The sequence below is a fragment of the Xanthobacter autotrophicus genome (assembly GCF_005871085.1).
Taxonomy (GTDB): domain Bacteria; phylum Pseudomonadota; class Alphaproteobacteria; order Rhizobiales; family Xanthobacteraceae; genus Xanthobacter; species Xanthobacter autotrophicus.
Window position 1 is genome coordinate 86640 of sequence record NZ_VAUP01000007.1, and the last position, 25707, is coordinate 112346.

Annotated in this window: 26 protein-coding genes; 11 read left to right on the forward strand and 15 right to left on the reverse strand. The window is 68.5% G+C overall.

All coding sequences use genetic code 11. The features are described 5' to 3' along the window. Window positions 1-16 precede the first annotated feature (16 nt). The gene (cutA, locus tag FBQ73_RS02905) at window positions 17-343 is read right to left on the reverse strand and encodes a divalent-cation tolerance protein CutA (RefSeq protein WP_138398018.1); all 327 of its coding nucleotides are present in this window, start codon (window positions 341-343) and stop codon (window positions 17-19) included. 268 nt (window positions 344-611) lie between these two features. Between cutA and FBQ73_RS02910 the strand changes: the two genes are divergently transcribed. From FBQ73_RS02910 to FBQ73_RS02920, 3 genes are all read left to right on the forward strand, one after another. Further along, window positions 612-1394, forward strand: coding sequence for an NAD kinase (locus FBQ73_RS02910; protein WP_138398019.1), 783 nt, complete (start codon window positions 612-614; stop codon window positions 1392-1394). Between the two features lie 90 nt (window positions 1395-1484). Next, window positions 1485-2903, forward strand: a complete 1419-nt coding sequence (locus tag FBQ73_RS02915) for an MBOAT family O-acyltransferase (RefSeq protein ID WP_138398020.1) — start codon at window positions 1485-1487, stop codon at window positions 2901-2903. Window positions 2904-2917: 14 nt separating this feature from the next. After that, window positions 2918-4132: an alginate O-acetyltransferase AlgX-related protein gene (locus FBQ73_RS02920; protein ID WP_138398021.1), complete on the forward strand. Its 1215-nt coding sequence runs from the start codon at window positions 2918-2920 to the stop codon at window positions 4130-4132. 33 nt (window positions 4133-4165) lie between these two features. Here the strand turns inward: FBQ73_RS02920 and FBQ73_RS02925 are convergent, their stop codons facing one another. The 4 genes from FBQ73_RS02925 to folE form a co-directional block, all read right to left on the reverse strand. Further along, window positions 4166-4804: a flavin reductase family protein gene (locus FBQ73_RS02925; RefSeq protein ID WP_138398022.1), complete on the reverse strand. Its 639-nt coding sequence runs from the start codon at window positions 4802-4804 to the stop codon at window positions 4166-4168. Window positions 4805-4985: 181 nt separating this feature from the next. Next, window positions 4986-6092 (reverse strand): patatin-like phospholipase family protein, encoded by a 1107-nt coding sequence (locus FBQ73_RS02930; protein WP_138398023.1) that lies wholly within the window; start codon window positions 6090-6092, stop codon window positions 4986-4988. 293 nt (window positions 6093-6385) lie between these two features. Next, window positions 6386-6877, reverse strand: a complete 492-nt coding sequence (hisI, locus tag FBQ73_RS02935; RefSeq protein ID WP_138398024.1) for a phosphoribosyl-AMP cyclohydrolase — start codon at window positions 6875-6877, stop codon at window positions 6386-6388. A 119-nt stretch (window positions 6878-6996) separates the two neighbouring features. After that, window positions 6997-7725, reverse strand: a complete 729-nt coding sequence (folE, locus tag FBQ73_RS02940) for a GTP cyclohydrolase I FolE (protein ID WP_138398025.1) — start codon at window positions 7723-7725, stop codon at window positions 6997-6999. A 383-nt stretch (window positions 7726-8108) separates the two neighbouring features. Here folE and FBQ73_RS02945 point away from each other — a divergent pair, with 383 nt between their 5' ends. Beyond that, window positions 8109-8567 carry an iron-sulfur cluster assembly scaffold protein gene (locus tag FBQ73_RS02945; protein WP_138398026.1) on the forward strand — a complete coding sequence of 153 codons (459 nt, stop codon included), beginning with the start codon at window positions 8109-8111 and terminating at the stop codon, window positions 8565-8567. A gap of 4 nt (window positions 8568-8571) precedes the next feature. On the opposite strand, the gene FBQ73_RS02950 is transcribed toward FBQ73_RS02945, so the two are convergent. Next, window positions 8572-9180: an HD domain-containing protein gene (locus tag FBQ73_RS02950; protein WP_138398027.1), complete on the reverse strand. Its 609-nt coding sequence runs from the start codon at window positions 9178-9180 to the stop codon at window positions 8572-8574. Window positions 9181-9306: 126 nt separating this feature from the next. Between FBQ73_RS02950 and yidD the strand changes: the two genes are divergently transcribed. Continuing rightward, window positions 9307-9693: a membrane protein insertion efficiency factor YidD gene (yidD, locus tag FBQ73_RS23050; protein WP_138398028.1), complete on the forward strand. Its 387-nt coding sequence runs from the start codon at window positions 9307-9309 to the stop codon at window positions 9691-9693. A gap of 227 nt (window positions 9694-9920) precedes the next feature. Here yidD and FBQ73_RS02960 read toward each other — a convergent pair whose 3' ends face one another. Both FBQ73_RS02960 and FBQ73_RS02965 read right to left on the reverse strand, forming a co-directional pair. Continuing rightward, on the reverse strand, window positions 9921-12077 hold the full coding sequence (locus tag FBQ73_RS02960; RefSeq protein WP_392567217.1) for a transglycosylase domain-containing protein: 2157 nt from the start codon (window positions 12075-12077) through the stop codon (window positions 9921-9923). A gap of 306 nt (window positions 12078-12383) precedes the next feature. After that, the gene (locus FBQ73_RS02965) at window positions 12384-12800 is read right to left on the reverse strand and encodes a YidB family protein (protein ID WP_210236653.1); all 417 of its coding nucleotides are present in this window, start codon (window positions 12798-12800) and stop codon (window positions 12384-12386) included. Window positions 12801-13033: 233 nt separating this feature from the next. On the opposite strand from FBQ73_RS02965, the gene ccmI reads away from it, so the two are divergent. The 4 genes from ccmI to FBQ73_RS02985 are packed head-to-tail and all read left to right on the forward strand — an operon-like array spanning window position 13034 to window position 17162. Then, window positions 13034-14209, forward strand: coding sequence for a c-type cytochrome biogenesis protein CcmI (gene ccmI, locus FBQ73_RS02970; RefSeq protein ID WP_138398031.1), 1176 nt, complete (start codon window positions 13034-13036; stop codon window positions 14207-14209). Beyond that, the gene (gene ccmE / locus FBQ73_RS02975; RefSeq protein ID WP_138398032.1) at window positions 14206-14688 is read left to right on the forward strand and encodes a cytochrome c maturation protein CcmE; all 483 of its coding nucleotides are present in this window, start codon (window positions 14206-14208) and stop codon (window positions 14686-14688) included. Before ccmI ends, ccmE begins: the two co-directional genes overlap by 4 nt. A 3-nt stretch (window positions 14689-14691) precedes the next feature. Further along, window positions 14692-16677 (forward strand): heme lyase CcmF/NrfE family subunit, encoded by a 1986-nt coding sequence (locus FBQ73_RS02980; RefSeq protein ID WP_138398033.1) that lies wholly within the window; start codon window positions 14692-14694, stop codon window positions 16675-16677. Between the two features lie 5 nt (window positions 16678-16682). Then, entirely contained in the window at window positions 16683-17162 is a 480-nt protein-coding gene (locus tag FBQ73_RS02985; protein WP_138398034.1) for a cytochrome c-type biogenesis protein, read from the forward strand. A gap of 15 nt (window positions 17163-17177) precedes the next feature. Here FBQ73_RS02985 and miaA read toward each other — a convergent pair whose 3' ends face one another. Next, the gene (miaA, locus tag FBQ73_RS02990; RefSeq protein WP_138398035.1) at window positions 17178-18128 is read right to left on the reverse strand and encodes a tRNA (adenosine(37)-N6)-dimethylallyltransferase MiaA; all 951 of its coding nucleotides are present in this window, start codon (window positions 18126-18128) and stop codon (window positions 17178-17180) included. Between miaA and serB the strand changes: the two genes are divergently transcribed. Beyond that, window positions 18127-19026 (forward strand): phosphoserine phosphatase SerB, encoded by a 900-nt coding sequence (gene serB, locus FBQ73_RS02995; protein WP_138398036.1) that lies wholly within the window; start codon window positions 18127-18129, stop codon window positions 19024-19026. The genes miaA and serB overlap by 2 nt on opposite strands. A 96-nt stretch (window positions 19027-19122) precedes the next feature. Here the strand turns inward: serB and FBQ73_RS03000 are convergent, their stop codons facing one another. From FBQ73_RS03000 to FBQ73_RS03025, 6 genes are all read right to left on the reverse strand, one after another. Next, complete coding sequence (locus tag FBQ73_RS03000) at window positions 19123-20619, reverse strand: DegQ family serine endoprotease (protein ID WP_138398037.1); 1497 nt, start codon at window positions 20617-20619, stop codon at window positions 19123-19125. Between the two features lie 373 nt (window positions 20620-20992). Then, complete coding sequence (locus tag FBQ73_RS03005) at window positions 20993-21181, reverse strand: DUF2065 domain-containing protein (protein WP_138398038.1); 189 nt, start codon at window positions 21179-21181, stop codon at window positions 20993-20995. Between the two features lie 19 nt (window positions 21182-21200). Further along, a complete protein-coding gene (gene hflC, locus FBQ73_RS03010; protein WP_138398039.1) occupies window positions 21201-22103 on the reverse strand; it encodes a protease modulator HflC in 903 nt (300 codons plus the stop codon). Then, window positions 22100-23257, reverse strand: coding sequence for an FtsH protease activity modulator HflK (hflK, locus tag FBQ73_RS03015; protein WP_138398040.1), 1158 nt, complete (start codon window positions 23255-23257; stop codon window positions 22100-22102). The genes hflC and hflK overlap by 4 nt, the downstream gene beginning before the upstream one ends. Window positions 23258-23501: 244 nt before the next feature. After that, a complete protein-coding gene (locus tag FBQ73_RS03020) occupies window positions 23502-23780 on the reverse strand; it encodes a ribbon-helix-helix domain-containing protein (RefSeq protein WP_138398041.1) in 279 nt (92 codons plus the stop codon). Further along, window positions 23761-23976 (reverse strand): DUF4169 family protein, encoded by a 216-nt coding sequence (locus FBQ73_RS03025; RefSeq protein ID WP_342780521.1) that lies wholly within the window; start codon window positions 23974-23976, stop codon window positions 23761-23763. Before FBQ73_RS03025 ends, FBQ73_RS03020 begins: the two co-directional genes overlap by 20 nt. A gap of 245 nt (window positions 23977-24221) precedes the next feature. Between FBQ73_RS03025 and fumC the strand changes: the two genes are divergently transcribed. Next, window positions 24222-25610 carry a class II fumarate hydratase gene (gene fumC, locus FBQ73_RS03030; protein ID WP_138398043.1) on the forward strand — a complete coding sequence of 463 codons (1389 nt, stop codon included), beginning with the start codon at window positions 24222-24224 and terminating at the stop codon, window positions 25608-25610. Window positions 25611-25707 lie beyond the last annotated feature (97 nt).

Consider the following 25707-nt stretch of genomic DNA (forward strand, 5'->3'; position numbering starts at 1 on the left):
GCGTGGGGCTTCCGCCTCAGGCCGGCGGGGCCGCCACCTCGGCGCCGATCCAGCTCAGATAGGCGGCAAGCCCGCCCTCCACCGGCAGCACCAGGATGGCCGGAACCTCGTAAGGATGGCGGGCGCGCACCGCCTCCATCACATCGCTCGCGCGGGCGGCGGTGGTCTTCAGGATCATCACCACCTCGTCCGCGCGCTCGACCTGCCCCTCCCAGCGGTAGATGGAGACCATGCCGGGCAGGATGTTGGCGCAGGCGACGAGCCCCTCCGCCACCAGGGCGCGGGCCACGTTTTCGGCCGATTCCAGCGAGGGGAGGGTGGTGTAGACGAGGCGCGGCTGCATGGGTCTTCTCCCTGTCCGGGGGATCTTCCATAGCCGATGCTCGGCCCCCGGCGAAGGTGACCGGCCGGGCACGGCCTGGAACTCTCTCTTGCAAGCGGGGGAGGGAGCCGAATCGTGCGGGATGGAAAGGGACCATGGCTCCAGTCCCATCTGAGACACCCCGCCGGTGCCGATACCTCGACAGATGGTGGCGGGGCCGCTAGACCTCAAACCCCATTCCCCGCGTGCCCGGCGCTTAGCGCCGGATGCGGACCAGGCCGCCGCACCGATGAGCGACTCTCCCCGCTTCTTCAACAAGATCGCCTTCGTTGCCAGCCAGACGCCCGAGGCGGAATCTGCGCGGGAACGCCTGATGACGCGCTATGGCGCGGTGGCGCCGGAGGATGCGGACATCGTCGTCGCCCTCGGCGGCGATGGCCTCATGCTTCAGACCCTGCACCGCTTCCGCGACAGCGGACTGCCCATCTACGGCATGCATCGCGGCTCGGTGGGCTTCCTCATGAACACCTTCCGGGAAGAGGGGCTGGTGGAACGACTGGCGGCGGCGCTTCCCGTCACCATCCATCCCCTGCTCATGGAGGCGGTGGATGCCAGCGGCGTGCGCCACCGCGCGCCCGCCTTCAACGAAGTGTCGCTGCTGCGCCAGACCTACCAGGCGGCGAAGCTGCGCATCTCCATCGACGGCCGGGTGCGGCTGGAGGAATTGATCTGCGACGGCGTCATCGTGGCGACGCCGGCCGGCTCCACCGCCTACAACCTCTCCGCCCACGGGCCGATCCTGCCTTTGGGCACTGCGCTGCTGGCGCTGACGCCCATCTCGCCGTTCCGCCCCCGCCGCTGGCGCGGGGCGCTGGTGCCGGACAAGGCGCGCATCGACATCGCCGTGATGGAGGCCGACAAGCGCCCGGTCAGCGCGGCGGCGGACCATTTCGAGGTGCGCGACATCATCGCCGTGTCGGCGCGTCTCGACGCCACGTCGTCCATCGACATGCTGTTCGATCCGGACCACGGGCTCGAGGAGCGTATCCTGCGCGAGCAATTCGTGTATTAGAGGCGGCCGGACGGAAGGGATGCCGTCCGGATTTGTCGAGCGCTGCCGCGCGCTCGCGTCGAAAAAGGGCATAACGGCTTCCAGCGCTCCATGGTCTTCTCTTCAGTCACCTTCCTCTTCTATTTCCTGCCGGCGTTTCTGCTGTGCTACTTCGCGACGCCGGGCGTCCGGGCGAAGAACCTCGTCCTGCTGGCCTTCTCGCTGGTCTTCTATGCCTGGGGCGGCCTTGCCAACGTGGCGGTGCTGGCGGTGTCCATCGTCGGCAACTACCTGTTCGCCCTCTTCATCGACAAGCGCAGCGAACGCTGGCGGCTGCGGGCGCTGGGGCTCGCGGTGGCGGCCAACCTTGGCGGCCTCATCGCCTTCAAATATGCTGGCTTCCTGGCGGAGAACCTGAACGTCCTGCTCGATCCGCTCGGGGTCGCGCTGCCGGTGGTCCATCCGGCGCTGCCGCTGGGCATCTCCTTCTTCACCTTCCACGCCATCTCCTACCTCGTGGACGTCTACCGGCGGAAAGCCGCGGCCAACGGGCGGTTCGAGGAGATCGCGGTCTACATCACCATGTTCCCGCAACTGGTGGCGGGACCCATCGTGCGCTACTCCACCATCGAGCGGCGGATCCACACGCGGCGCACCACGCTCGGGAGGGTGTCGGCGGGCCTGCGCATCTTCATCATCGGCCTGTCGTGGAAGGTGCTGATCGCCGACGAGGTGGCGCCCGTGGTCGCCGCCGTGTTCGATAACACGCCCCATCCCAATCTCGGCGAGGCGTGGCTGGGTCTCACCGCCTATGCGTTGCAGATCTATTTCGACTTCGGCGGCTATTCCAACATGGCCATCGGCCTTGCCATCGCCATGGGGCTGAAGTTCCCGCGCAACTTCAACCTGCCCTATGGCGCGCGCTCCATCAGCGACTTCTGGCGGCGCTGGCACATGAGCCTGTCCAACTGGTTCCGCGATTATGTGTACATCCCTCTCGGTGGTAACCGGGCCGGGCATGCGCACACGGCGGTGAACCTGTGGACCGTGTTCCTGCTCTGCGGCCTGTGGCACGGGGCAAGCTGGACCTTCGTGATCTGGGGCATCCACCACGGCACCTTCCTGGTGCTGGAGCGCACCCGCTTCGGTGCCGCGCTGAAGGCGGCGCCCCGGCTGCTGTCCCACGCCTATGTGCTGCTGGTGGTGCTGTCAGGCTGGGTCTGGTTCCGCGCCAACAGCCTGCCCGACGCCATGGAACTGTTCGAGGGCCTCATCGGCCTCAACGGAGCGGGACCGCTCGCCGCCCACCTCCAGGTCACGCTGAAGACCGTGACCATGGTGATCATGGTGCTGGCCTGGCCGCTCGCCATGTTCGGCCTGCCGCGCCCCGGCGCACGGGCGCTCAGCCCCCGGCTGCGGCTTGCCCTGTTCGGCACGGTGGATACGCTGGTGGTGTGGGCGCTGTTCGCCCTGTGCGTGCTTTCGGTGGGCGCGGCGACCTACTCGCCCTTCCTCTATTTCCGCTTCTAGACGGGGGACGAACGATGCCGCTCATCATGTCCTTCCGCCGCTGGTGGGCCGCCATATTCGTGGCCATCCTGCTGCTGCCGGCTCTTGGCCATTTCCTGCCGGATGCGCCTGCACCCATGCGCACGGTGCTGGCGCCGGAGGCGCGCTGGTGGGAGGACGCCGCGCGCCGCCTCGACCCCTGGATCAACAACACCTTCGGCTTCCGCGGTGCGGTGCTGGCGGCGCACCGCTCGTACGTGCGTTTCATCGGCGACAGCCAGAGCCGGCTGGTGCTGAAGGGCGAGCATGGCGCCCTCTACCTCAACAGCGAGAAGGCGGTGGAGCAGTCCATCGGCCAGGTGGTGCGGCCGGAGGAAGTGGCGCACTTCCTCGCCTTCGCCCAGCGCATGAATGCCTATATGACCGCCCAAGGCGGGCGTTTCGTGGTGGTCGTGGCACCCAACGGGCAGACCGCCAATTTCGAGCTCTTGCCCGCCTATGCCCGCCAGCTGAAGAAGAGCCCCACCGAATTCGATCTCGTCGCGCAGGGCCTCAAGGCCGAAGGCGTCGCCTTCGCGGACGTGCGCCCGCTATTCACCGAGGCCAAGAAGACAGGGCCGGTCCACTGGCTGTATGACACCCACTGGAACCGGCGCGGCGCCCTCATCGCCTTCAACGCGACCATGGTGGCGGCGGGTCGTCCCGACCTCCAGATCAGCGCCGACGATGCCCTGGGGCCGCCGGAGCCCACCATGAAGGGCGATCTGGCGCGCATGGGCGGCATCACGCCCGCGCGGCCCGACGTGGATTATCCGCCGAAGGGGCCGACCCTCGACCAGCCCGGCCAGGTCGAGATGCCCGGCGTGATGCAGCCGGTGGGCATGACGGACCCATTCGAATCCTACGCCTATTCCACCGGCCATGCGGGGCCGCGCATCCTGGTGATCGGCGATTCCTTCACCCAGGGCTTCTGGCGCGGCTGGCTTGCCTATCGCGCCTCGGCCTATGGCTGGACCCACCACCGCTATTGCCGCTTCGACATGGGGGCGGTGGAGCGCTTCAAGCCCGACATCCTCATCTATGCTCCCACGGAGCGCGCCATGCAGTGCAAGGGCGAGCCCTTTGTCGCGCAGGATGGGCCCGGGCAGGGCGGACAGGGGCAGGGAACACCGGGCAACGCAGCACCGGGCAACGCAACACCGGGCAACGCAGCCCCGACCAACGCAACCCCGACCAAGGGCGGGGGCTGATCCGCTCGCCGCGCAGTTTTCGTGGCGGCGGCGTTACGCCACCGGGGTGCGTGCCTTCATATCCATGCCGCCGCCGGGCGGGCGCTCCCGCTCGATCAGGCGGTCCACCGGCGCGTAGTCGAGATAGCCGCAGCGAGCGATCACCTTGAGCGCGGCGATATCCACCCGCCCGTCGATGATGGCGGCGTCGTCGATGTAAACCCCCACCACCTCGCCGATGATCATGTAGGCGTCGGCCTGCACGCCATTGCGGCCGCGTGGGCGGAAGGTCTCCACATAGACGCATTCGAGCGCGCAGGGCGCGGCGGCGACCCGAGGCGGCTTCACGAGGCGCGACGGCGCGCGGGCAATCTCCGCGGTGTCGAACTCGCTGACGTTGCGGGGCACGGGGGAGGAGGTGAGGTTGACCTTGTCCACCAGGTCGAGGGTGGCGAGGTTGCACACGAACTCGCCGGTGGCCTCGATGTTGGCGAGGCTGTCCTTGGCGCCCTGCGAGGAGAACATGACGAGGGCGGGCACCTCGGAGATCATGTTGAAGAAGGAATAGGGGGCAAGGTTCGCCACCCCGTCCGGGGTGAGTGAGGAGATCCAGCCGATGGGGCGGGGGGCGACGATGGCCTTCAGCGGCGCGTGGGGCAGGCCGTGGTTGCGCTTGGCGGGCTCGTAGAACATCGCAGGGCTTTCGTATGGCGCGGGTCGACCGGACGGCTGGGCATCCGGTCGGGTAACGCGTCCTGGGTCTCGACCTGACGGGGCGGTCGGGATGGTCCGCCTCGGGGGTCAGCATAATGCGGCGTTCGCCATCGCGCAGCGCCCCGGGGCGCACCGCGGCTTTCACGATCGCCGGGTGATCTCAGGCGCCGAGCGCCACCATGGCCGTCTGGATGTCCGCAAGCCCGCGCTCGGCGGCCTCAGCGCCGGCGGCGATGGCCTCCTTGGCCCGCTGGAACTCGAACAGGCCGATCTTGCCGAGCTTCGGCGAAAGCATGATGTCCGGGGGATCGCCGGCGAGCCGCGAGCGGGCGATGCGGTCCTGGGTGATGTTGAAGGCGTCAATCATCACGGTGGAGAGCCCACGCGGGCCGTCGCTGGCCTGGCCGCCATGGCCGGCGAAGAACTGCCGCCGGAGCCGTTCCGGGCTCAGCATGGCGGCGATGCCCTCCTTCTTTCCCCCGAGGGCGGCCTCGGCCACACGCTCCACCACGCCGCCATGGTCCTGGATGACGGTGCCGCGACCGAACACGTCGGCGTTGAGGTTCACTGCGATGACCAGCCGCGCGCCCATGGCGCGGGCGGCGGAGACCGGAACGGGATTGACCAGCGCCCCGTCCATCAGCCAGCGCCCGCCCACCTTCACGGGCGTGAAGATGCCCGGCAGCGCATAGGAGGCGCGGATCGCCTCCACGAAATCGCCGCGGGTCAGCCAGATCTCGTGGCCGGTGCCAAGCTCTGTGGCGATGGCGGCGAACACGACCGGCAGGTCCTCGATGGACACATGGCCCACATTCCTGCGCATCAGCTCCACCAGCCGCCGGCCGCCGATGAGGCCCGCCCCGCCCAGAGCAAAATCCAGCAATCCCAGGACGTTGCGCTTGTTGAGGCTGAGCGCCCACTCCTCCAGCGTGTCGAGCTTGCCAGCGGCGGCGATGCCACCCACCACCGCTCCAATGGAGGTGCCAGCCACCACAGAGGGGTGGATGCCCGCTTTCATGAGCACCTTGAGCACGCCGATATGGGCAAAGCCTCGCGCCGCGCCACCGCCGAGGGCAAGGCCGATGGCGGGCCGTCCTCGATCGCCGTCGCGTGCGGGCTGGTGGGCCGGTGCGCCGAGATCAGGGGGGGTGCCATCGTCTTCCGTGCCCGGCCGCCCTGGCGCGTTGCGCGCGGGGGGCAGGGCTTCCGGGGCAGCCGTTTCCGGGGCTGCCGCCGGGCTGGAGCGCCAATGGAGGGACTCGAACATGCGCGCCTCCTGGAGCCGTATCCGATCGGGCGATCGGACCGGACGCATTCCGCGCCGCCGCGACGGCGCCTTGCGGGCGCCGGACCCGCCTGGTCTTCCAACCCTGGCGAACGTCCGGTGTCCCGGCTTGCGAAAGCGAACGCTGATCGATCAGCCTGCACTGCAGCCGGACCGACCCGTGCGTTCGCGTTGCCCCCCGAAAGTCCCCGATCCCACGCCATTCCCGGCGCAGACTCAGCATGCCTGAAGTTTATTTATGTCCGGTGTCGGAAGCGTGGCCTGATTTTACCGCTTCAGTGGTCGTGGCCGTCCTTGCCGTAGACGGCGGCAGGATCGAAGCGTGGCGCATCGCCGGTGAAGGCGAGCCGCACTTCGGCGGAGGGCGCCGCGCCGAGCGGTACTGTGCGGTAGAAACAGGAGCGCCGGCCGGTGTGGCAGGCGGCGCCCGTGCCGCCCATCTCCACCTGGATCACCACCGCGTCCTGGTCGCAGTCGATGCGCATCTCCCGCACCTTCTGGGTGTGGCCGGAGGTCTCGCCCTTCTTCCAGAGCTTGCCGCGCGAGCGGCTGAAATAATGGGCCTCGCCGGTCTCCATGGTGAGGGCGAGAGCCTGCGCATTCATGTGGGCGAGCATCAGCACCTCGCCGGTCGTGGCATCCACCGCTACGCAGGTGATGAGGCCGTTGGCGTCGAAGCGGGGGGAGAGGATGGTGTCCTCCTCCAGCGCCGCGCCCTTGCCGGGGGCGGGGAACGCGGTCTCGGGGCGGATCGTCTCGGAGCTCATGGTCTCTCACTGAACGGAAAGGGGCGTCCCCGCATGGCAGGAACGCCCCGATGAAGTGTGAACGTCAAGTGCGCCCGGGACCTGAAATCAGGACGTCCTGCGGTCAGGACGTCACCGCCTCAGGACTTGGAACGCACCAGGGTGATGAAGCGCACCTGCTCGGCCGGGTCGTCCCGGAACACGCCGGTGAACTGGGTGGTGAGGGTGGAGACGCCCTGCTTGGTGATGCCGCGCATGGACATGCACATGTGCTCGGCCTCGATCATCACCGCCACGCCGCGCGGGCGCAGGCCCTCGTCGAGGGTGGTGGTGATCTGCGAGGTCAGGTGCTCCTGGGTCTGCAGCCGGCGGGCGAAGATGTCCACCACCCGCGCGATCTTGGACAGGCCCACCACCCGCTCCACCGGGAAATAAGCGATATGCGCCTTGCCCACGAACGGCACCATGTGGTGCTCGCAATGGGAGTGGAAGGGGATGTCCCGCACCAGTACGAAATCGTCGAAGGTGCCGATCTCGCCGAAGGTGCGATCCAGCAGCTCGTCGCCGTCCTCGCCATAGCCGGAGAACAGCTCGTCATAGGACTTCACCACGCGCTTGGGCGTGTCGAGCAGTCCCTCGCGGGCAGGGTCCTCGCCGATATAGGCCAGCAAAGTGCGCACGGCAGCTTCCGCCTCCTGCCGCGAGGGCCGGGGAGTGCCATCCGCCAACGGGGGATGAATTTTCGGGGCCGGGGGCGCGCCGTCCGGCCGCGCCGCAGCCTTGGAGACTGCCTTGGCTTCCGCCTTGAGCTTACGCTCACGCTCCTCGTTCTCGGCCTGCGCCTTGAACAACTTCACAACCGCGTCCATGCCCAACTCCGTTCGACCCGCTGCCCGGCAGCGCCCATCAGGGCCAACCCGTGGAAGCGGGAGTGTCACCGGTCGTCGGCTACGCATGCGCGGTGTCGCTCAAACCGCGCCCCGCCGGCTTTATCCGGCGGCGGCTTTGCCGTCCGTATCCTGTTCCGAGATCCGAAAAGCCGGACCTGATGATTATGATGGGGCCGAACGCCCGTTTTCGCAAGAGCAGAGCCTTGACTGGAGGTGTCTTGATGCCGTGTGCGCCCGCAGCTCGGGCAGCCCTTCCGCCCGTTGCTCCCGAGGCTATATAAGAACCTTGAGCCGGCCAGGCCCGCGCCCGTGCCGCCCGTCCTTCGCAACCGACCCGCCCTTCCTGGCGGGGGAAGCCGCCCATGATCAACGACGTCTACAACGCCCGCATCCTCGCCCTCGCCGCCGATATCCCCCGCATCGGCCGCCTCGCCGCTCCGCAGGCCAGCGCCAAGGCCCATTCGCGCCTGTGCGGCTCCACTGTGACGGTGGATCTGGTGCTGGATGGTGACCGCGTGGCCGATTTCGCCCACGAGGTGCGCGCCTGCGCCCTCGGCCAGGCCTCCTCCTCGCTGATGGCGCGCCATGTGATCGGTGCCAGCACGGCGGAACTGCGCGCGGTGCGCGAGGCCATGTGGAAGATGCTGCGCGAGAACGGCCCCCACCCGGATGGCCGTTGGGACGAACTGAAGGTGCTGGAGCCGGTGCGCGACTATAAGGCCCGCCACGCCTCCACCATGCTCACCTTCGATGCGGTGGTGGACGCCATCGACCAGATCGAGGCCGCGCGCGCCGCCCCAGCCTCCGCCGTGGCCGGCTGAGACCTCAGTCCGCCGGGTGTGCGGCGCGGGTGTCGATGGCGGCGATGGCTTCCCCGGCGGCCTGATCGAAGGCGGCTTCCAGCGCCGGGCTGGCGCCGGCAAGGCCCGCTACCACGGCCCGGGCCCATTCCACATAGGCCCGCGCGCGGGCGGGACTCCAGTCCTGCGGCGGATCCTCGGCGATGGAGCGCAGGTTGGCGGTCTTGTCGGCGAGTTTCAGCACCTTGGCGCGGGCCGACAGGTGCGGGGCGTGGGCTATTTGCAGACGCTTGCGCTCGGTGGCTTCCAGGGCCTTGTCGTCGGTGACCTCCATGACGAGGCCCGCCACATCGGCCCCGAAGGTGGCTTCGATCTCGGCGGCGGTCACGTCCTGGTCCTCCACCACGTCGTGGAGCAACGCGGCGGCGACGAGTGCTGCGTCCTGCCCGCCGGTGGCCTCGCTCACCAGCAGTGCCACCTCGGCCAGATGGTTGACATAGGGCTGGGCGCGCCGGCCCTTGCGGCGCTGATCGGTGTGGCGCAGCGTCGCGAAGGCGAGGGCACGCACCACCAATGCCAGCGGCGGGGCGGATGCGGCTGGTTCGGTCGCAGGGTTGGCACGGTCGGGAGTCACGGGTTCACCTCCGCGAGGCGGAGCCGTGGCGGTCGCCGGGACCAACACGGCCCGGCCACGTTTGTGGGATTGGATGATATCCATCAGCGCCGGTCACCATGGCGAATCTGAGGCGACGGGACTCACATGGACGGGGAGCAGGCAGGGGACGGAGCGGTGGATGGGCCGCTGGAGGCCGGTACGGCGCGGCCGGGTTTGGCGGGCTTCATCCGGCGGCTGCCACGCCATGTGGTGCGCGTCCCGATCCTGTTTTATCGCTACACCCTGTCGTCCTTCATGGGCCGGCAGTGCCGCTATCTGCCCACCTGCTCGGAATATGCCGAAGAGGCGGTGATGCGCCATGGCGCGCTCGCCGGCTCGGTGATGGCCACCGCCCGCATCTGCCGTTGCCATCCCTGGGGAGGGCACGGCTACGATCCCGTCCCCCGCTGCCTGCCGGCGGAGGCGCGCTGGTATCGCTTCTGGCGCTACGGCGTCTGGCGCATGCCCAAGGGGACGGACGACGCGGGCTGAGGGCTTTGACCGATTTCAGTCATCCGTGCCCCGGCCGATTGCAACGAAGCGTAGCGGAGTGGCGGAGAGCCGGAGCCCAGCGCAAGGACTCCGCCTCAGGCGCTTCCTGATCTGAACTCTGTGACACCCGATTGCCTGCTGCGCAGGAGTCGTGCGCTTACGTCCTGGCTGGGCGCTTCGGCTGGGCCGTCTCTGGTCCGGGATGCGATGCGCCGTTTGGCCGGTGCTCAGTTGCGCTGCACCGGGGCGGGCATGGGAGCAGCACCGGGGACCGCAGGGCCGGCGGCGCGAGCTGCCGGTTGGGGCGCCGTGGCCGGGGTGGCATCGGTGAGGCGCACCTCGGCCTCCTTCAGCATGCGTTCAAGCGCTGCGAGCCGTTCCGCCGCGCGCGGGGACAACGTGATCGGGCGCTCGTTGTCGAGACCGGCCACGGTCATGGACGCGGGCGCCTCGTCGAGCTTCGGGATCGGCGAGGTGACGCCGGGGATCGGCTTGATCTCGATGCCCTGGTGAGCATAGGCCATCACCTTCTGCCAGGTCATGGCAGGCAGCGATCCGCCGGTCATCTTGTTCATCATGGCGTAGTCGTCATTGCCGAACCACACGCCGCCCACATAATTGCCGGTGAAGCCCATGAACCAGGCGTCGCGATAGGCATTGGTGGTGCCGGTCTTGCCCGCCACCTTGGAGTTGACGAGGCGGGCGCGGCGGCCGGTGCCGTTCTCCACCACGTTGTTCAGCATGTCGTTGATGTCATAGAGCTGCTGGGTGGGGATGATCTGCACGCTCTTGGGCGCGTCGCGGTCGAAGCGCCAGACCACCTCGCCGTTGCCGACCCGCATCTCCACCACGGCGTGGGGATAGACGCTCTTGCCGCCGTTGGCGAACACCGCATAAGCGGTGGTCATGTCGAACAGGGTCACCTCGGCGGCGCCCAGCGGCAAAGGCGCGCTGATGGGCAGCGGGGTGCGGATGCCCATCTGGTGGGCGAGATCCACGATCCTGCGGCGGCCGAACTTCTCCGCGAGACGCACCGCCACCGTGTTCAGCGAATGCTGGAGCGCGGTCTTCAGGGTGATGGACCCCATGTAGGAGCGGCCGTAATTCTGCGGGCACCAGTTGCCGAGGCAGATGGGCGCGTCCTGCACGATGGTGGACGGCTTGAAGCCGTTCATCAGCGCCACCGTGTAGACGAAGGGCTTGAAGGACGAGCCGGGCTGGCGCAGGGCGTCGGTGGCGCGGTTGAACTGGCTTTCGCCATAGTCGCGCCCGCCCACCATGGTGCGCAGGGTGCCGTTGGGCTCCATCACCACGATGCCGCCCTGCCTGACCTTGTAGTCGCGGCCGAACTCGGCGAGCGAGGTCTCCAACGCCGCGTCCGCCACTTTCTGGATGTTGGGGTCTAGGCCGGTGCGCACGATGAAGTTGCGCTCCACCACCGTGGTCGGCAGCTGGTCCACCAGCTTCTTCACCTCGCCGAAGGCGTAGTCGAGGTAAAAGTCCGGTACGTCGTCGTCGCGGCGGTCCACCGGGGTGGCCGGGTTGCGGCGGGCGCCGAACACCTGGCCCTCGGTCATGAAGCCGGCATCCACCAGGTTGTCGAGCACGGTGGAGGCGCGGGCGCGGGCGGCGGGCAGGTTCACGTGCGGGGCGTATTTGGACGGGGCCTTGAACAGGCCGGCCATCATGGCGGCCTCGGCGAGGTTCACCTCGCGCACCGACTTGCCGAAATAATAACGCGCCGCCGCGTCCACCCCATAGGCGCCGCCGCCGAGATAGGCGCGGTCAAGATAGAGCTTCAGGATCTGGCTCTTGGTGAGACGCGCCTCCAGCCAGATGGCGAGGAAGGCTTCCTTGATCTTGCGCTCGATGGTGCGCTCGTTGGACAGGAACAGGTTCTTGGCGAGCTGCTGGGAGAGCGAAGAGCCGCCCTGCCGCACGCCGCCCGCCCGCGCATTGGTGACCACGGCGCGGAACGTGCCGGCCACGTCAATGCCCCAGTGCTCGTAGAAGCGCCGGTCTTCGGTAGCCAGCGTCGCCTTGATGAGGTTGTCCGGGATGTCCTCCAGCGGCACCGTGTCGTTCTGCTTCACACCCCGCTCGCCGATGGTATTTCCGTAGCGATCAAGGAAGGTGACGGCGAGTTCCGTGCGCTTGAGCCAGTCGTCGGAGGTCTCGTGGAAGGCGGGGATGGCCAGGGCCAGCATCACCAGGGCACCGGCGACCGCGAGGGTCAGGCCTTCCGAGGCCATGCCGGCGGCGAAGCGCGACACGCCGGTGAGGTTGAACCGCTCGGTGAACGCCGCGTAGGCGGAGACGGCCCGGCGGGTGCGTGCGCCGAGGCTGAACAGCCCGCTGTCGAGCAGGGCGTCGAAATCGAGCATCAGCCCGCGCAGACGCGTGCCGAAAGACGAGCGGGCCGGGCCGGAGCGCGCCGAATCGGGATGCTTCTCGGCGGGGTCCGTTTCGCCGGGGCGCCTGTCGTCGCTGGCCTTGGGGTCGGTCGGTTCGCGCTCGGTCACGGTTCGGGCTCGGTTCAGCGGCTCGGTTCAGCGGCTCCGGCGGCGCCCCCGCGCCCGCGCATCGCCGCTCATGTCTTCATTGCTCGGCCCCACTCTATAACGCACCGCCGAAAGTCGCGCGAGTTTCGGTGCGCGGCTTGTGGGCGTCGCGCGGGCGGCGAAGAAGGCTCAGCGTCCCGGTACGTCCAGAACGCCCTCGGGGCTCAGGCGGTCGATGATGGTGGGCAGATGCTGCGCCAGGAGGTCCGGCAGCTGATCCGCCGACAGCCCGAGGGTGGTCGCCACCTCTGCCAGCCGGTCCGCTCCGAGGGCGGCCGTGATCTGCTCGGCGTTCACCGGGGCGTTGGGGCCGGTGGAGACCCAGCTGGCCACGGCGTCCGAGAGGCCGGCCTGCTGGAGTTGCTCCAGCACCCCGTCGAGGCTGCCGAAGGGAGTCTTGGCGAAGGCTGAATTGAGCAGGCCGGGTAGCATCTGCCCCATGGGGCCGTTCAGCACGGTCTCCAGCAGGCTGCCGGCGCCGTCGGTGCCCGCCTTGCTGAGCATGTTGCTCAGGATACCACCCACCATATTGTCGAAGAGGCCCATGGCCGACGCTCCGTTGGTCCCGCGGCGCGCGCCCGCGCGCCCTATGGTGCTCCGCTGCACTGCATGATGCGGCGCGGTAGAGGTTGGTGTACCGGATCGGGTGTGCGAAGTCGATTGTGTCCGCCGTGCCCCTGGGGCCGATCACAAGTCGGAGCGTACCCTGCGGCTCCGCGCCGCTGGGACGGCATGTGGCCTATGCAGCCACCCATTCACCCGTTAACGGCTTTGAGGTGATGATCTCACTCTCCTTGTTCGCAGCCTTTGCGCTCATGACCGCCATCGCGGCGTTCGCCGTGCTTTGGCCCCTGTCGCGCACCCGCGCCGCGCAGGCCGCGCGCGAAGCGGACCTTGCTGTCTATCGCGACCAGCTCGCCGAGATCGCCCGCGACGCCAAGTCCGGACGCTTGCCCAAGGCCGAGGCGGAAGCCGCGCGCATCGAAGTGGCGCGGCGCATGCTGGCGGCCGATTCCGCGCGGGAGACGGCTTCGACCGAGGATCCGGCGCGGATCACGCGCCAGACCACCTGGCGCCGCCGCATGGCCGCCGTGTTCGCCCTGCTGTTCGTTCCGGTCTTCGCGGTCGGCCTCTATGGGATGCTCGGTTCCCCCCGGCTTCCCGGCGCGCCCCTGGCCGAACGCCTGACGGCGGCGCCCGACCGCGGCGACGTCGCCATCCTGGTGCGGCGGGTGGAGGAACATCTCCAGAAGACTCCCAATGACGGGGCGGGCTACGAGATCCTGGCGCCGGTGTATTTGCGCATGGGCCGGCCGGAGGATGCCGCCCGCGCCTATGCCGAGGCCATCCGCATCCTTGGCCCCTCCGCCCTGCGCCATTCCTCCCGCGGGGAGGCGCTGGTGATCGCCTCCGACGGCCTCGTGACCGCCGACGCCGCCCGCGCCTTCGCCGATGCGCTGGCCCTCGATCCCAACGAGCCGCGCTCCGCCTATTTCCTGGGCCTTGCCGCCGAGCAGGATGGCCGCGCCGCGGATGCCGCGCGGATCTGGGGCCAGCTTCTGGCCCGCACGCCGGCCGATGCGCCCTATCGGCCCGTGGTGGCGGCGGCTCTCGCCCGGGTGGGCGGCACTGCGCCTGCGGCCCCTGGCGTCGCTGCGCCCGGCCCCGGCGCGGCGGATGTGGCGGCGGCGGCCGCCTTGTCGTCCGACGAGCGCAACGCCATGGTTCGTGGCATGGTGGACCGGCTTGCCCAGCGGCTCGACAGCGCCCCCGACGATATCGAAGGCTGGCTGCGCCTGGTGCGGGCCTATGGCGTTCTGGGCGACAAGGACAAGGCGGCGGAGGCCCTGAAAAAGGCGCGCGCCACCTTCAAGGACAATGCAGAAGCTCTCGGGCGGCTCGATGCTGCCGAGAAGGAGCTCGCGGCTAAGACGGGTGCGGGAGAAAAAGGATGACGCGCAAAGGCCGGCGGCTGGTTCTCATCGGAGCAGGACTCGGCGTGCTCGCGCTCGCGGCGGGGCTCATCCTGTCCGCCCTCACCGATACCATCGTGTTCTTCCGCTCGCCCACGGAAGTGGCCCAGCAGCAGGTGGCCCCCGGCGCCCGCCTGCGCCTCGGCGGGCTGGTGGAGACCGGCAGCGTGGTCAAGTCCGGCACCCTCACCACCTTCAAGGTCACCGATGGCAACGCCACGGTGAAGGTGGCCTATTCCGGCATCCTTCCGGACCTGTTCCGGGAAGGGCAGGGGGTGGTCGCCGAGGGCGCGCTCCAGGCCGACGGCAGCTTCAAGGCCGACAGCGTGCTGGCCAAGCACGACGAGAAATACATGCCCCGCGAGGTGGCCGACGCACTGAAGGCGCAGGGGCGCTGGCAGGAGGGCGGCCCTGCGCCCGGAGCGGCGTCGCCGCCGGCCCAGCGCGCGCCGGGGAGCTGAGCCATGATCGCGGAAATCGGCCAGTACGCCCTCGCCCTCGCCTTTGCCCTCTCGCTGGCGCAGGTGATCCTCCCGGCCTGGGGCGCCCGGCGCAACGACCCGGTGCTGATGAGTTCGGCCGGACCCATCGCCTTGGCCCTGTTCGGCTTCATCGCCTTTGCCTTCGGCGCGCTGGTGCAGCTCTACGTCACCTCGGACTTCACCGTGGTGAACGTGGCGGAGAACTCCCACTCCCAGATGCCGCTGATCTACAAGATCACCTCCACCTGGGGGAACCATGAGGGCTCAATGCTCCTGTGGGTGTTCGTGCTGGCCTTCTTCGGCGCCCTGGTGGCGGAGTTCGGCTCCAACCTGCCGGACCGGCTGAAGGCGCTGGTGCTGGCGGTGCAGGGCGCGGTGGCGGCCGCCTTCCTCTCGTTCATCCTGTTCACCTCGAACCCGTTCGCGCGCCTCGTGCCGGCGCCGGCGGAGGGGCGTGATCTCAATCCCATCCTTCAGGATCTCGGCCTCGCCATCCATCCGCCGCTGCTCTATCTCGGCTATGTGGGGCTCTCCATCTCCTTCGCCTTCGCCATCGCGGCGCTGATCGAGGGGCGGATCGACGCCGCCTGGGCGCGCTGGGTGCGGCCGTGGACGCTGGCCGCCTGGATCTTCCTGACCCTGGGCATCGCCATGGGCTCGTACTGGGCCTATTACGAGCTGGGCTGGGGCGGCTGGTGGTTCTGGGACCCGGTGGAAAACGCCTCCCTCATGCCGTGGCTCGCGGCCACCGCGCTGCTGCATTCCGCCGTGGTGATGGAGAAGCGCGACGCCCTGAAGGTGTGGACCATCCTGCTCGCCATCCTCGCCTTCTCGCTGTCGCTGGTGGGCACCTTCCTGGTGCGCTCGGGGGTGCTGACCTCGGTGCACGCCTTCGCCACCGATCCGGCGCGGGGCGTGTTCATCCTCGCCATCCTCACCTTCTTCATCGCCGGCGGGCTGACGCTGTTCGCGTTCCGCGCCTCGGAGCTGAAGCAGGGCGGGCTGTTCGCGCCCATCTCGAGGGAAGGCGCCCTCGTCCTCAACAACCTGTTCCTCACGGCCGCCACCGCCGCGGTGCTGGTGGGCACGCTCTACCCGCTGGCGCTGGAGGCGCTGACCGGGGACAAGATCACGGTGGGGCCGCCCTATTTCAACCTCGCCTTCGGTGGGCTGATGGTGCCGCTGGTGTTCGCCATGCCGTTCGGCCCGCTTCTGGCCTGGAAGCGCGGCGACCTCATGGGCGTGGCCCAACGCCTGATGCTGGCCGCCGCCCTCGCGGTGGTGGCCGCGGTGGTCATCGCTGCCGCCACCACGGGCGGGCCGGTGCTGGCGCCGCTGGCGGTGGGGCTCGCCGTCTTCATCATGCTGGGCGCGCTCACCGACATCGCCGAGCGCGCCGGTCTCGGCCGGGTGACGGCGCGGGTGGCACTGGCACGCCTCGCCGGCGTTCCGCGCTCCGGCTATGGCACCGCCATCGCCCATTTCGGCGTCGGGGTGTGCCTGCTCGGCATCGTGTGCGAGACCGGCTGGAGCCTGGAGAAGATCGCCTCGGTGAAGCTCGGCGACACCGTCACCATCGGCGCCCGCTCCCTCACCCTCGACCGGCTGGAAAACCGCACCGGGGCCAACTTCCGCGCCCGCACGGCGGTGTTCTCCATCCGCGAGGACGGCGCGCCGCAGGGCACCATCGAGGCTTCCCGCCGCATGTTCGCCGCCCGGCAGATGGCCACCACCGAGGCCGGCATTCGCACCTTCGGCCTCAGCCAGCTCTATGTGAGCATGGGCGAAGAGAGCCCGGACGGTCACATCTCCATGCGTGCCACCTACAAGCCGTTCGTGACGCTGATCTGGCTCGGGGCGGTGGTGATGGCGCTGGGCGGCGCGCTCTCGCTGGCGGACCGCCGCCTGCGCGTCGGCGCCCCCCGCCCCGCCACCAAGCGCCCCCGCGCCCCGGTGCCGGCCGAGTGATGGGCATGCGCCGTCTCCTCGCCGCCCTTCTCCTCCTCGCCAGCTTCGCGCTGCCCGCTCTGGCGGTGCAGCCCGACGAGGTGCTGGGCGATCCGGTGCTGGAAAGCCGCGCCCGCGCCATCTCCGCCGAATTGCGCTGCATGGTCTGCCAGAACCAGTCCATCGACGATTCCGATGCCCCGCTCGCCAAGGACCTGCGCCTCATCGTGCGCGAGCGGCTGAAGGCGGGGGACAGCGACGGGCAGGTGATGGACTTCATGGTGGCGCGCTATGGCGAGTTCGTGCTGCTGCGGCCGGTCATGTCCTGGCGCAATGCCCTGCTGTGGGCGGCGCCGGTGCTGGTGCTGGCGCTGGGCGCGCTCGCCGCGTTCTTCGGCCTGAAGCGCCGCCGCGCCGTCGCTCCCCAGCGCCTCTCCGCCGACGAGGAAGCCCGCTTCAAAAAGCTTCTGGCGGAAGGGGAGGGGCCGTCCCCCGAAGGTCGCTGAGCCTTTGCCGCCGCCTCAGGGCGCGGGCGTCTTGATCAGGCCAAGCAACGCCTCCAGCGCATCATCCGGCGTGGCGCGGGGCCAGTCCGCCATCTGGTGGCGAAAGAAGGTCTCCTGCCGCTTGGCGTAGCGGCGGGTGTCGCCTTGGCCCTCGGCGATGGCGGCGTCCAGCGTCATCTTGCCGACGAGATGGCGGGTGAGGGCCGGGGCGCCATGGGCCTTGAGCACCGTGCGGGCGGGATCGAGCCGGCGCGCGGCCAGGGCGCGAACCTCCTCCAGCGCGCCGTCCGCCATCATGGCTTCGAACCGAGCATCGATGCGCTGGCGCAGCACCGCGCGGTCCATTTCCAGCACGAGGCACACACAGCGGGAGGCGTCCAGCACCGGCGTCGGCGCATCCCTTTGCCAGTCCGAGAGGGAGCGTCCGCTGGCGGTGATGACCTCCAGCGCCCGCAGCACCCGCTGGCGGTCGTTGGGCTGGAGCCGGGCGGCGGTCTGCGGGTCCATGTCCGCAAGGCGGGCATGCAGGGCGAGGCTGTCGAGGCCTTGCGCCATGCCGCGAACCTCGCCCCGCACCGCCTCCGGTACCGGAGGGATCTCGGCAAGGCCCTGCGTCAGCGCTCGGAAATAGAGGCCGGTGCCGCCGACGAAAATGGGCACAAGCCCCTGTTCGCGCGCGGCGGCGAGGGCGCTGGTGGCATCCGCGAGCCAGCGGCCCACGGAATAATCGGTTTCCGCATCCACGTGACCATAGAGGCCGTGGGGCACCCGGGCCGCCTCCGCGACGGTCGGCCGCGCCGTGAGGACCCGAAGATCGCCATAGACTTGCATGGAATCTGCATTGAGCACGATGCCCGTGAGTCGCTCGGCGAGCGCCATCGCGAGGGCCGACTTGCCGCTGGCGGTGGGACCTGCGATGAGCACCGCCTGGGGCTCATTCCCCTGTTCGAGTACCGATACTGCCATGGCCTATGTCGCGACGCTGATCTCAAACCCATCTGCCCCGGCTTTGACCCGGGAGGCAATCCACGATGCGCGCGCGGTGCTGCCCGAGGCGCAGGAGGCCGTGGTGCTCGCCCCCGACGTGGCCGTGGACATCCATTTCGCCCCGCCGCTGGGCGCCGATGCCCGGGAACTGGCCGATGCGGTCCGCGCCGCCCTCGGCGATGCGCCCATCGACGTGGTGGTGCAGCTTGAGGCGGCCCGGCGCAAGCAGCTTTTCCTCGCCGACATGGATTCCACCATGATCGGGCAGGAATGCATCGACGAACTGGCTGACCTCGTGGGTGTGAAGGCCCATGTGGCCGCCATCACCGAGCGCGCCATGCGCGGGGAGATCGCCTTCGAGCCGGCACTGCGCGAGCGCGTGGCGCTGCTGCGCGGGTTGCCGGCCGGCGTGGTGGCCGACGTGCTGCGCGAGCGCATCAAGCTTACCCCCGGCGGGCTCGAGCTGGTGGGCACCATGAAGGCCAACGGGGCCTATACGGCGCTGGTCTCCGGCGGCTTCACCGTGTTCACCAGCGCCATCGCCGAGCGCATCGGTTTCGACGAGCACCGGGCCAACACCCTGCTCATCGACGATGGCCGCTTCGTCGGCGCGGTGGCGGAGCCCATCCTCGGTCGCGAGGCCAAGCTCGCCGCCCTCGAGGAGCTGCGCGACCGCATGCATCTCGCCCCGTCCGAGACCATGGCGGTGGGCGACGGCGCCAACGACCTCGCCATGCTGCAGGAGGCCGGGGTCGGCATCGCCTATCACGCCAAGCCGGCGGTGGCGGCGGCCGCCCACGTGCGTATCGACCACGGCGACCTCACCGCCCTGCTCTACATGCAGGGTTATGGGCTGAGCGAGTTCCACACCGCCTGAGGCGGCGTTCGGCTCTCCCTGATGGCCTTGCGCCGCCGTCATGCCCCGGGGATAGGCCGGGGATGACGGCGGCGCATCAGCTCAGTTCAGTGGCCCTCAGTTCAGCGGAATGGTGACGAACTCCTGCTTGCCCTCGCCGTCGGAGACGAGGAGCAGGGCGGAGCGCTTGCCCTGCTTGCGAAGGGCGTCCACCTGCTTCTCCACGTCGGCGGGGCTTACCACCGCCTCCTGGCCCACCTGGACGATGACCTGGCCCGCCTTGATGCCCTTGTTGGCGGCGGGGGTGGAGGCATCGACGCCGGTGATGACCACGCCGTTGATCTCGCTCTTGATGGAATAGCGCTTGCGCAGCTCGTCGCTCATGGCCGACAGCTCGATGCCGAGCGCCTTCCGGGGCGCCACCTTTTGGGATTCGGCGGCGGGCTTGGCGGTCTCCGGCTTGTCGTCCTCGGGCATGCGGGCGACCTTGAGGCGCAAGGTCTCTTCCTTGCCTTTGCGCACGACCACCACGTCCACCTCGGTGTCGGCCATGGTGTCGGCCACGGTGCGGGTCAAATCGCGCACCTCCTTGATGTCGCGGCCGTTAAACTTCACGATCACGTCACCAGCCTTGATGCCGCCCTTGGCCGCCGGGCTGTTCTCCGAGACCACGCCGATAAGCGCACCGCGCGGCTTGCCGAGGCCGAGGCTCTCGGCGATGTCGTCGGTGACCGGCTGGATGCGCACCCCGATCCAGCCGCGCCGCACTTCCTTGAACTGTTCCAGTTGGGCCAGCACCGGCTTGGCGGTGGCGGCCGGAACCGCGAAGCCGATGCCGATGGAACCGCCCGAGGGGGAGATGATGGCGGTGTTGATGCCGATCACCTCGCCTTCCATGTTGAACAGCGGACCGCCCGAATTGCCGCGGTTGATGGCGGCGTCGGTCTGGATGAAATTGTCGTAGGGGCCGGAATTGATGTCGCGGTTGCGGGCGGAGACCACGCCCACCGTGAGCGTGCCGCCGAGGCCGAACGGGTTGCCGATGGCCATCACCCAGTCGCCCACCCGCAGCTTCTCGCTGTCGCCGAACTTCACCGAAACCAACGGCTTGTCGGGCTTCACCCGCAGCAAGGCCAGGTCGGTCTTGGTGTCGCGACCGATCAGCTCGGCCTTCAGCTTCGAGCCGTCATTGAAATTGGCGAAGATCTCGTCGGCATCAGCGATGACGTGATTGTTGGTCACGATGAGTCCGGAGGGATCAATAACGAAGCCCGAGCCGAGGGAGGAGACGCGTCGCGAGCGCTGTTCGCCGCCGTCGTCCTGCCGCCGCTTGAAGAATTCGTCGAAGAAATCCTCGAACGGCGAGCCCGGCGGCAGTTGCGGCTGGGGCACCGAGCGCGACGCCGCCACGTTCTGCGAGGTGGAGATGTTCACCACCGCGTCCATGACCCGCTCGGCCACGTCCGCTACCGTGTCCGGCCCCTTGCCGGGCGCGGCGAGGAGGGGGACCGGGCTGAGGGTCGAGAAGGTCGCGGTGAGGAGCGCGAGGGCGGCTGCCAGGACAAAAGCGGGCAGGCGGGCGGCGGGAGCTGAGGAACGAAGCGGTTGGGGCATGTCTCTCCTCGACGCGGCGGTCGTTCCTTGAGGCTGAACCGGCCGCCGCGCGGGCGCAAGCCCCGGGCGGTCACGATCCGGCGTCGGCCACACCGGAGGCGACCCGTCCTGGCCGGTCTCCCGGCGCAGGGCCGTCCCCGCATTCAAGACCAGCTGGAGACCCGACGCCACCGGCATGCGGTCGGATCGGGCCCTGATCACAGATGAATCGGTGCGGGCGCAATGCGGCCAAAACGCGACCGCCCCGTCCGCCGGCTTACGGGCGAACGGGGCGGTCTGCTTGGCGAAAGGCTCATGGGCCGGACTTCCTGTCGGTCTGAAGCTGGGCTTCGACGACCATGCCGGCGGGGGTGCTGCCGGTTGTCCCTCGCCCTCAAAAAGTGCGGATGAGGAAGACCAACAGCACGCCGAGGGCGCCGACGCCCAGCCCCGCGAGGCGCATGGGAGTCTCCGGGGCGTGGAGCGCCGCCTCCATGGCCCTGCGCCATGCCGCCGGGAAGGCGGCAAGGCACAGGCCCTCGATGGCGAGCATGAGGCCCAGCGCGGCAATCAGATCCTTCATGCCGAACTCGGCCCTTTTGTCAGTTGCCGGTGGTGGGCGCAGCGGGGGTCACTGCGCTCACAGGGTCTTGGAAATAGCGGAAGAAGCGCGAATCCGGGCTCAACAGCATGCGGGTGTCGCTGGGCTTGATGCTCGCTTCATAGGCCTGCATGGACCGGTAGAAGGAGAAGAAGTCCGGATCGCGCCCGAACGCGTCGGCGAAGATGCGGTTGCGCTCCGCATCACCTTCACCGCGTACCTGCTCGCCCTTGGAGTTGGCCTCGGCGACCACGATGGTCACCTCGCGGTCGGCGCGGGCGCGCAGCCGCTGGGCGGCCTCGTTGCCCTGGGCGCGGATTTCGGCCGCCTCCCGCTGGCGCTCCGTCTGCATGCGCTGGAACACCGCCTGGCTGTTGGCTTCCGGCAGGTCGGCGCGGCGGATGCGCACATCCACCACGGTGATGCCGAAGTTCGAGGCCTCGCGGTTCACCTGCTCGGCGATCTGGTGCATCAGGCCTTCACGACCGTCGCGCACGACGCTGATGAAGCTGTTCTCGCCCAGCACGCGCCGCAGCGCCGAGTTGAGCACCGTGGACAGGCGAGAGTTGGCGCCCTGCACCGTGCCCACCGACTGGTAGAAGCGCAGCGGATTGGTGATCCGATAGCGGGCGAAGGCATCCACCACCAAGCGCTTCTGGTCGGCGGCAATGACTTCCTGCGACGGATTTTCCAGGTCGAGGATGCGGTTGTCGAGATAGACGACGCTGTCGATGAACGGCACCTTCCAGTGCAGTCCCGGCGTGGTGACGGGCGCGAGCGGGTCACCGAGCCTTAGCACCAGGGCCTGCTGCGTCTGGTGGACGACGAAGGCGGCGGAATAGATGAGGACGAGGGCGACGACGCCGAGAATGGCGAGAACGCCGCCGATGATCGGATTTCTCATCGCGTGGCTCCCTGGGGCTGGGCGGGGGTGGCCGACGGGCGGCGGAGGAGGTCATTGAGCGGCAGGACGGGCACGACGCCGCCTGACCCTCCGGTTGACGTTCCTCCTGCCCCCTGACGCGCGGCGCCGGAATCCACCAGCACCTTGTCCACGCCTCCGAGCACGCGTTCCATGGTTTCAAGGTACATACGCTCGCGCGTCACCACCTTCGCCTTCTGGTACTCGTCATAGATCTTCAGGAAGCGCGCCGCCTGACCGCGGGCTTCCACAACGGTGCGCTCGCGATAGCCCTGGGCGGCGTTCTCGATGCGGGAGGCCTCGCCGCGCGCCTCGGGGAGGACCCGGTTGGCGTAGGTCTGCGCCTCGTTCTGGGAGCGCTCGGCGTCGGCGCGGGCGGCCTGCACGTCGCGGAAGGCGTCGATGACCTGGCTGGGCGGGTCAACCTTCTGCATCTGCACCTGGGTGATCTGGACGCCGGCCTTGTAGCTGTTCAGCACCTGCTGCATCAGCTCCTGCACGCCGGTCTCGATGTTCTGCCGGGCGCCGGTGAGGATGGGCTGGATATTGGTGCGGCCGATGACCTCGCGCATCGCGCTTTCGGCCACCGCCTTGATGGTGCCTTCGGGGTTCTGGACGTTAAACAGATAGTCCTGGGCATTGGAGATGACCCAGAACACGGCGAAGTCCACGTCCACGATGTTCTCGTCGCCGGTGAGCATGAGGCTTTCCGCCGGCACGTCACGCATCACGGGGGAGCCGCGGCGCGCGTCCTCGCTCACCTGCATGCCGATGTCGATGCGGTTGACGAAGGTCACCTTGGGGGTCAGCACCGACTGGATGGGATAGGGCCAGTGGTAGTTCAGGCCGGGCTGGGTCGTGCCCACATAGCGGCCGAACTGGAGCACCACGCCCTGCTCGTCGGGCTGCACGCGATACCAGCCGGACATGAGCCAGCCGAACACGATCAGCGCGATGATGACAGCGATGCCCTTGGCGCCGAAGGAGCCGGGGATCATGGTGCGCAGCCGGTCCTGGCTGCGGCGGATCAAGTCTTCGAGATCTGGCGGCGTCGGTCCTGATGAAGAGGGCCCCGATCCCCAGGGACCCCGCGGCCCATTACCCCATGGGCCGCCACTTTGATTCTTCCACGACATCCGTCGTCTCCCGTGAGCGGTGCCGCCATCGGCACACGCGTCGCTGCGAGCCTCCGCCGGATCCGTGCGGCATGCCGCACGGATCTGGTCCGACAGGCGGACCCATCCGAGAAGGCAGGCCGGGCGCCGGCGAAAACCAGCACCTGAGGCCACCCCATCGGGTTGGGCGGTTATAGGAAACCGCGCGTCGCCTTTCAACGCGACGCGCGGTCAGCCTCGTTCGCAGATAAGGTCGAGCCGCGCTTTACGCAACGGGAGGACTGACCGCTGGAATGCGATCCCCCAGGGCCTGACTCCGGGCCGCCGTTGCAACGCCGCGATAGTAGTCGAGGACGAAGAGGCGGATGGCGGACGACAGGTTGCCCTGCGTGCGCGCGGAATCGATGGTTGCCACGAGGTCGGACAGGGTGAGCCGGCGGCCGCTGGCAATCTCCTTCAACGCCTCCCAGAAGGCGTCTTCAAGGCTGACGCTGGTTTTGTGGCCGGCGATGACGATGGATCTTTTAACCACGGGGCTTTTCATGTTCTTCCCTCTCGGTCAGGGCGTGGCCTTCAAGGTGGCGTCGCTGCCGCTCAAGCTCGTCTGCCAGCCTTTGACGATCGGCCTTGGTCCGTCCGAATCGGATACGGTTCTCATCGGCTGCCGTCTGCGCCACCTGACGGACCCGCGCCTTGCGCGCCCGGTGAAGATTGACCACGTCGCCCAACGCTTTTCTCACCTTGTCGCCGGTTTCCTCCGCACCCGGCGGCCGGTGATCTTATACGGCCGGCGCACCGCGTCAGGCCCACGAGCCCAATGAGATACTAATACCTCAAGGCAACCTAAGGATATGGCGAATTGTTGGAGAGGTAACATCCGCCGGCTACCGCCTTGGAATTATTTTAGCCTAGAGGTCTAGCTCCCCCGAGGGCCGTCAGCTGTGCTATGAGCCCGCCGCCGCGTGACCATTGAAAGGCTAAGGCGATGAGCACCCGCATCGAGACCGATACGTTCGGTCCCATTGAAGTTCAGTCCGACCGCTATTGGGGTGCGCAGGCGCAGCGCTCGCTTGGGAATTTCAAGATCGGCTGGGAAAAGCAGCCGCTTCCGGTCGTCCGTGCCCTCGGCATCGTCAAGCGGGCCGCCGCCGAAGTAAATCGCGACCTCGGCCGGCTCGATCCCAAGCTTGCCGACGCCATCGTCGTCGCCGCGCAGGAGGTGATCGAGGGCAAGCTTGATGCCCATTTCCCCCTCGCCGTCTGGCAGACCGGTTCGGGCACCCAGTCCAACATGAACGCCAATGAAGTGATCTCGAACCGGGCCATCGAGATGCTCGGCGGGGAAATGGGCTCCAAGAAGCCCGTGCATCCCAACGATCACGTGAATATGAGCCAGTCGTCCAACGACACCTATCCCACCGCCATGCACATCGCCTGCGCGGAGGAGATCGTCCATCGCCTGCTGCCGGCCCTCCAGCAGCTGCGCAACGCTCTCAACGACAAGTCGCAGCAGTGGGCGAAGGTCATCAAGATCGGCCGCACCCACACCCAGGACGCCACCCCGCTCACGCTGGGCCAGGAATTCTCCGGCTACACCCAGCAGGTGGAAAACGGCATCAAGCGCATCGAGCTGACCCTCCCGGCGCTGATGCAGCTGGCGCAGGGCGGTACTGCGGTGGGTACTGGCCTCAACGCGCCGGTTGGTTTTGCCGAGGCGGTGGCGGACAAGATCGCCTCCATCACCGGCCTGCCCTTCACCTCGGCGCCCAACAAGTTCGAGGCGCTGGCCGCCCACGACGCGATGGTGTTCTCGCACGGCGCCATCAACACGGTGGCGGCCTCGCTGTTCAAGATCGCCAACGACATCCGCCTGCTCGGCTCGGGCCCGCGCTCGGGCCTCGGCGAGCTGTCGCTGCCGGAGAACGAGCCCGGCTCGTCCATCATGCCGGGCAAGGTGAACCCCACCCAGTGCGAGGCGCTGACACAGGTCTGCGTGCAGATCTTCGGCAACAATGCCGCGCTCAGCTTCGCCGGCAGCCAGGGACACTTCGAGCTGAACGTCTACAACCCGGTGATGGCCTACAACTTCCTCCAGTCGGTACGGCTGATGGCGGATGCGGCGGTCAGCTTCACCGAGAACTGCGTCGTTGGCATCGAGGCCCGCGAGGACAACATCAAGGCGGCGCTGGAGCGCTCGCTCATGCTGGTCACCGCGCTGGCCCCGAAGATCGGCTACGACAACGCCGCCAAAATCGCCAAGACCGCCCACAAGAATGGCACCACCCTGCGCGAGGAAGCCGTCGGCGGCGGCTATGTGACCAACGAGGAGTTCGACGCTGTCGTGCGTCCGGAGAACATGATCTCGCCCGGCTGATACCGGTCTGGCTTCAGCACCGGCGCGGCGGCATTCCGGACGGGGTGCCGCCGCGTTTGTTTACGGCCATGCTATGACTTCGGGAAACGCGCCGCCG

Bases quoted from the DNA above. Each gene is read 5' to 3' on its own strand.
- hisI (WP_138398024.1), bottom strand. From the start codon at position 6,877: ATGAGCTCCGAGACGATCCGCCCCGAGACCGCGTTCCCCGCCCCCGGC.
- hflC (WP_138398039.1), bottom strand. From the start codon at position 22,103: ATGAGAAATCCGATCATCGGCGGCGTTCTCGCCATTCTCGGCGTCGTC.
- cutA (WP_138398018.1), bottom strand. From the start codon at position 343: ATGCAGCCGCGCCTCGTCTACACCACCCTCCCCTCGCTGGAATCGGCC.
- FBQ73_RS02985 (WP_138398034.1), top strand. From the start codon at position 16,683: ATGCGCCGTCTCCTCGCCGCCCTTCTCCTCCTCGCCAGCTTCGCGCTG.
- FBQ73_RS02920 (WP_138398021.1), top strand. From the start codon at position 2,918: ATGCCGCTCATCATGTCCTTCCGCCGCTGGTGGGCCGCCATATTCGTG.
- FBQ73_RS02965 (WP_210236653.1), bottom strand. From the start codon at position 12,800: ATGGGCCTCTTCGACAATATGGTGGGTGGTATCCTGAGCAACATGCTC.
- ccmE (WP_138398032.1), top strand. From the start codon at position 14,206: ATGACGCGCAAAGGCCGGCGGCTGGTTCTCATCGGAGCAGGACTCGGC.
- serB (WP_138398036.1), top strand. From the start codon at position 18,127: ATGGCCTATGTCGCGACGCTGATCTCAAACCCATCTGCCCCGGCTTTG.
- FBQ73_RS03005 (WP_138398038.1), bottom strand. From the start codon at position 21,181: ATGAAGGATCTGATTGCCGCGCTGGGCCTCATGCTCGCCATCGAGGGC.
- folE (WP_138398025.1), bottom strand. From the start codon at position 7,725: ATGGACGCGGTTGTGAAGTTGTTCAAGGCGCAGGCCGAGAACGAGGAG.
- FBQ73_RS02930 (WP_138398023.1), bottom strand. From the start codon at position 6,092: ATGTTCGAGTCCCTCCATTGGCGCTCCAGCCCGGCGGCAGCCCCGGAA.
- FBQ73_RS02910 (WP_138398019.1), top strand. From the start codon at position 612: ATGAGCGACTCTCCCCGCTTCTTCAACAAGATCGCCTTCGTTGCCAGC.
- miaA (WP_138398035.1), bottom strand. From the start codon at position 18,128: ATGGCAGTATCGGTACTCGAACAGGGGAATGAGCCCCAGGCGGTGCTC.
- FBQ73_RS02915 (WP_138398020.1), top strand. From the start codon at position 1,485: ATGGTCTTCTCTTCAGTCACCTTCCTCTTCTATTTCCTGCCGGCGTTT.
- FBQ73_RS03020 (WP_138398041.1), bottom strand. From the start codon at position 23,780: ATGAAAAGCCCCGTGGTTAAAAGATCCATCGTCATCGCCGGCCACAAA.
- fumC (WP_138398043.1), top strand. From the start codon at position 24,222: ATGAGCACCCGCATCGAGACCGATACGTTCGGTCCCATTGAAGTTCAG.
- yidD (WP_138398028.1), top strand. From the start codon at position 9,307: ATGGACGGGGAGCAGGCAGGGGACGGAGCGGTGGATGGGCCGCTGGAG.
- FBQ73_RS02960 (WP_392567217.1), bottom strand. From the start codon at position 12,077: ATGCTCGATTTCGACGCCCTGCTCGACAGCGGGCTGTTCAGCCTCGGC.
- FBQ73_RS02925 (WP_138398022.1), bottom strand. From the start codon at position 4,804: ATGTTCTACGAGCCCGCCAAGCGCAACCACGGCCTGCCCCACGCGCCG.
- FBQ73_RS02945 (WP_138398026.1), top strand. From the start codon at position 8,109: ATGATCAACGACGTCTACAACGCCCGCATCCTCGCCCTCGCCGCCGAT.
- ccmI (WP_138398031.1), top strand. From the start codon at position 13,034: ATGATCTCACTCTCCTTGTTCGCAGCCTTTGCGCTCATGACCGCCATC.
- hflK (WP_138398040.1), bottom strand. From the start codon at position 23,257: ATGTCGTGGAAGAATCAAAGTGGCGGCCCATGGGGTAATGGGCCGCGG.
- FBQ73_RS02980 (WP_138398033.1), top strand. From the start codon at position 14,692: ATGATCGCGGAAATCGGCCAGTACGCCCTCGCCCTCGCCTTTGCCCTC.
- FBQ73_RS03000 (WP_138398037.1), bottom strand. From the start codon at position 20,619: ATGCCCCAACCGCTTCGTTCCTCAGCTCCCGCCGCCCGCCTGCCCGCT.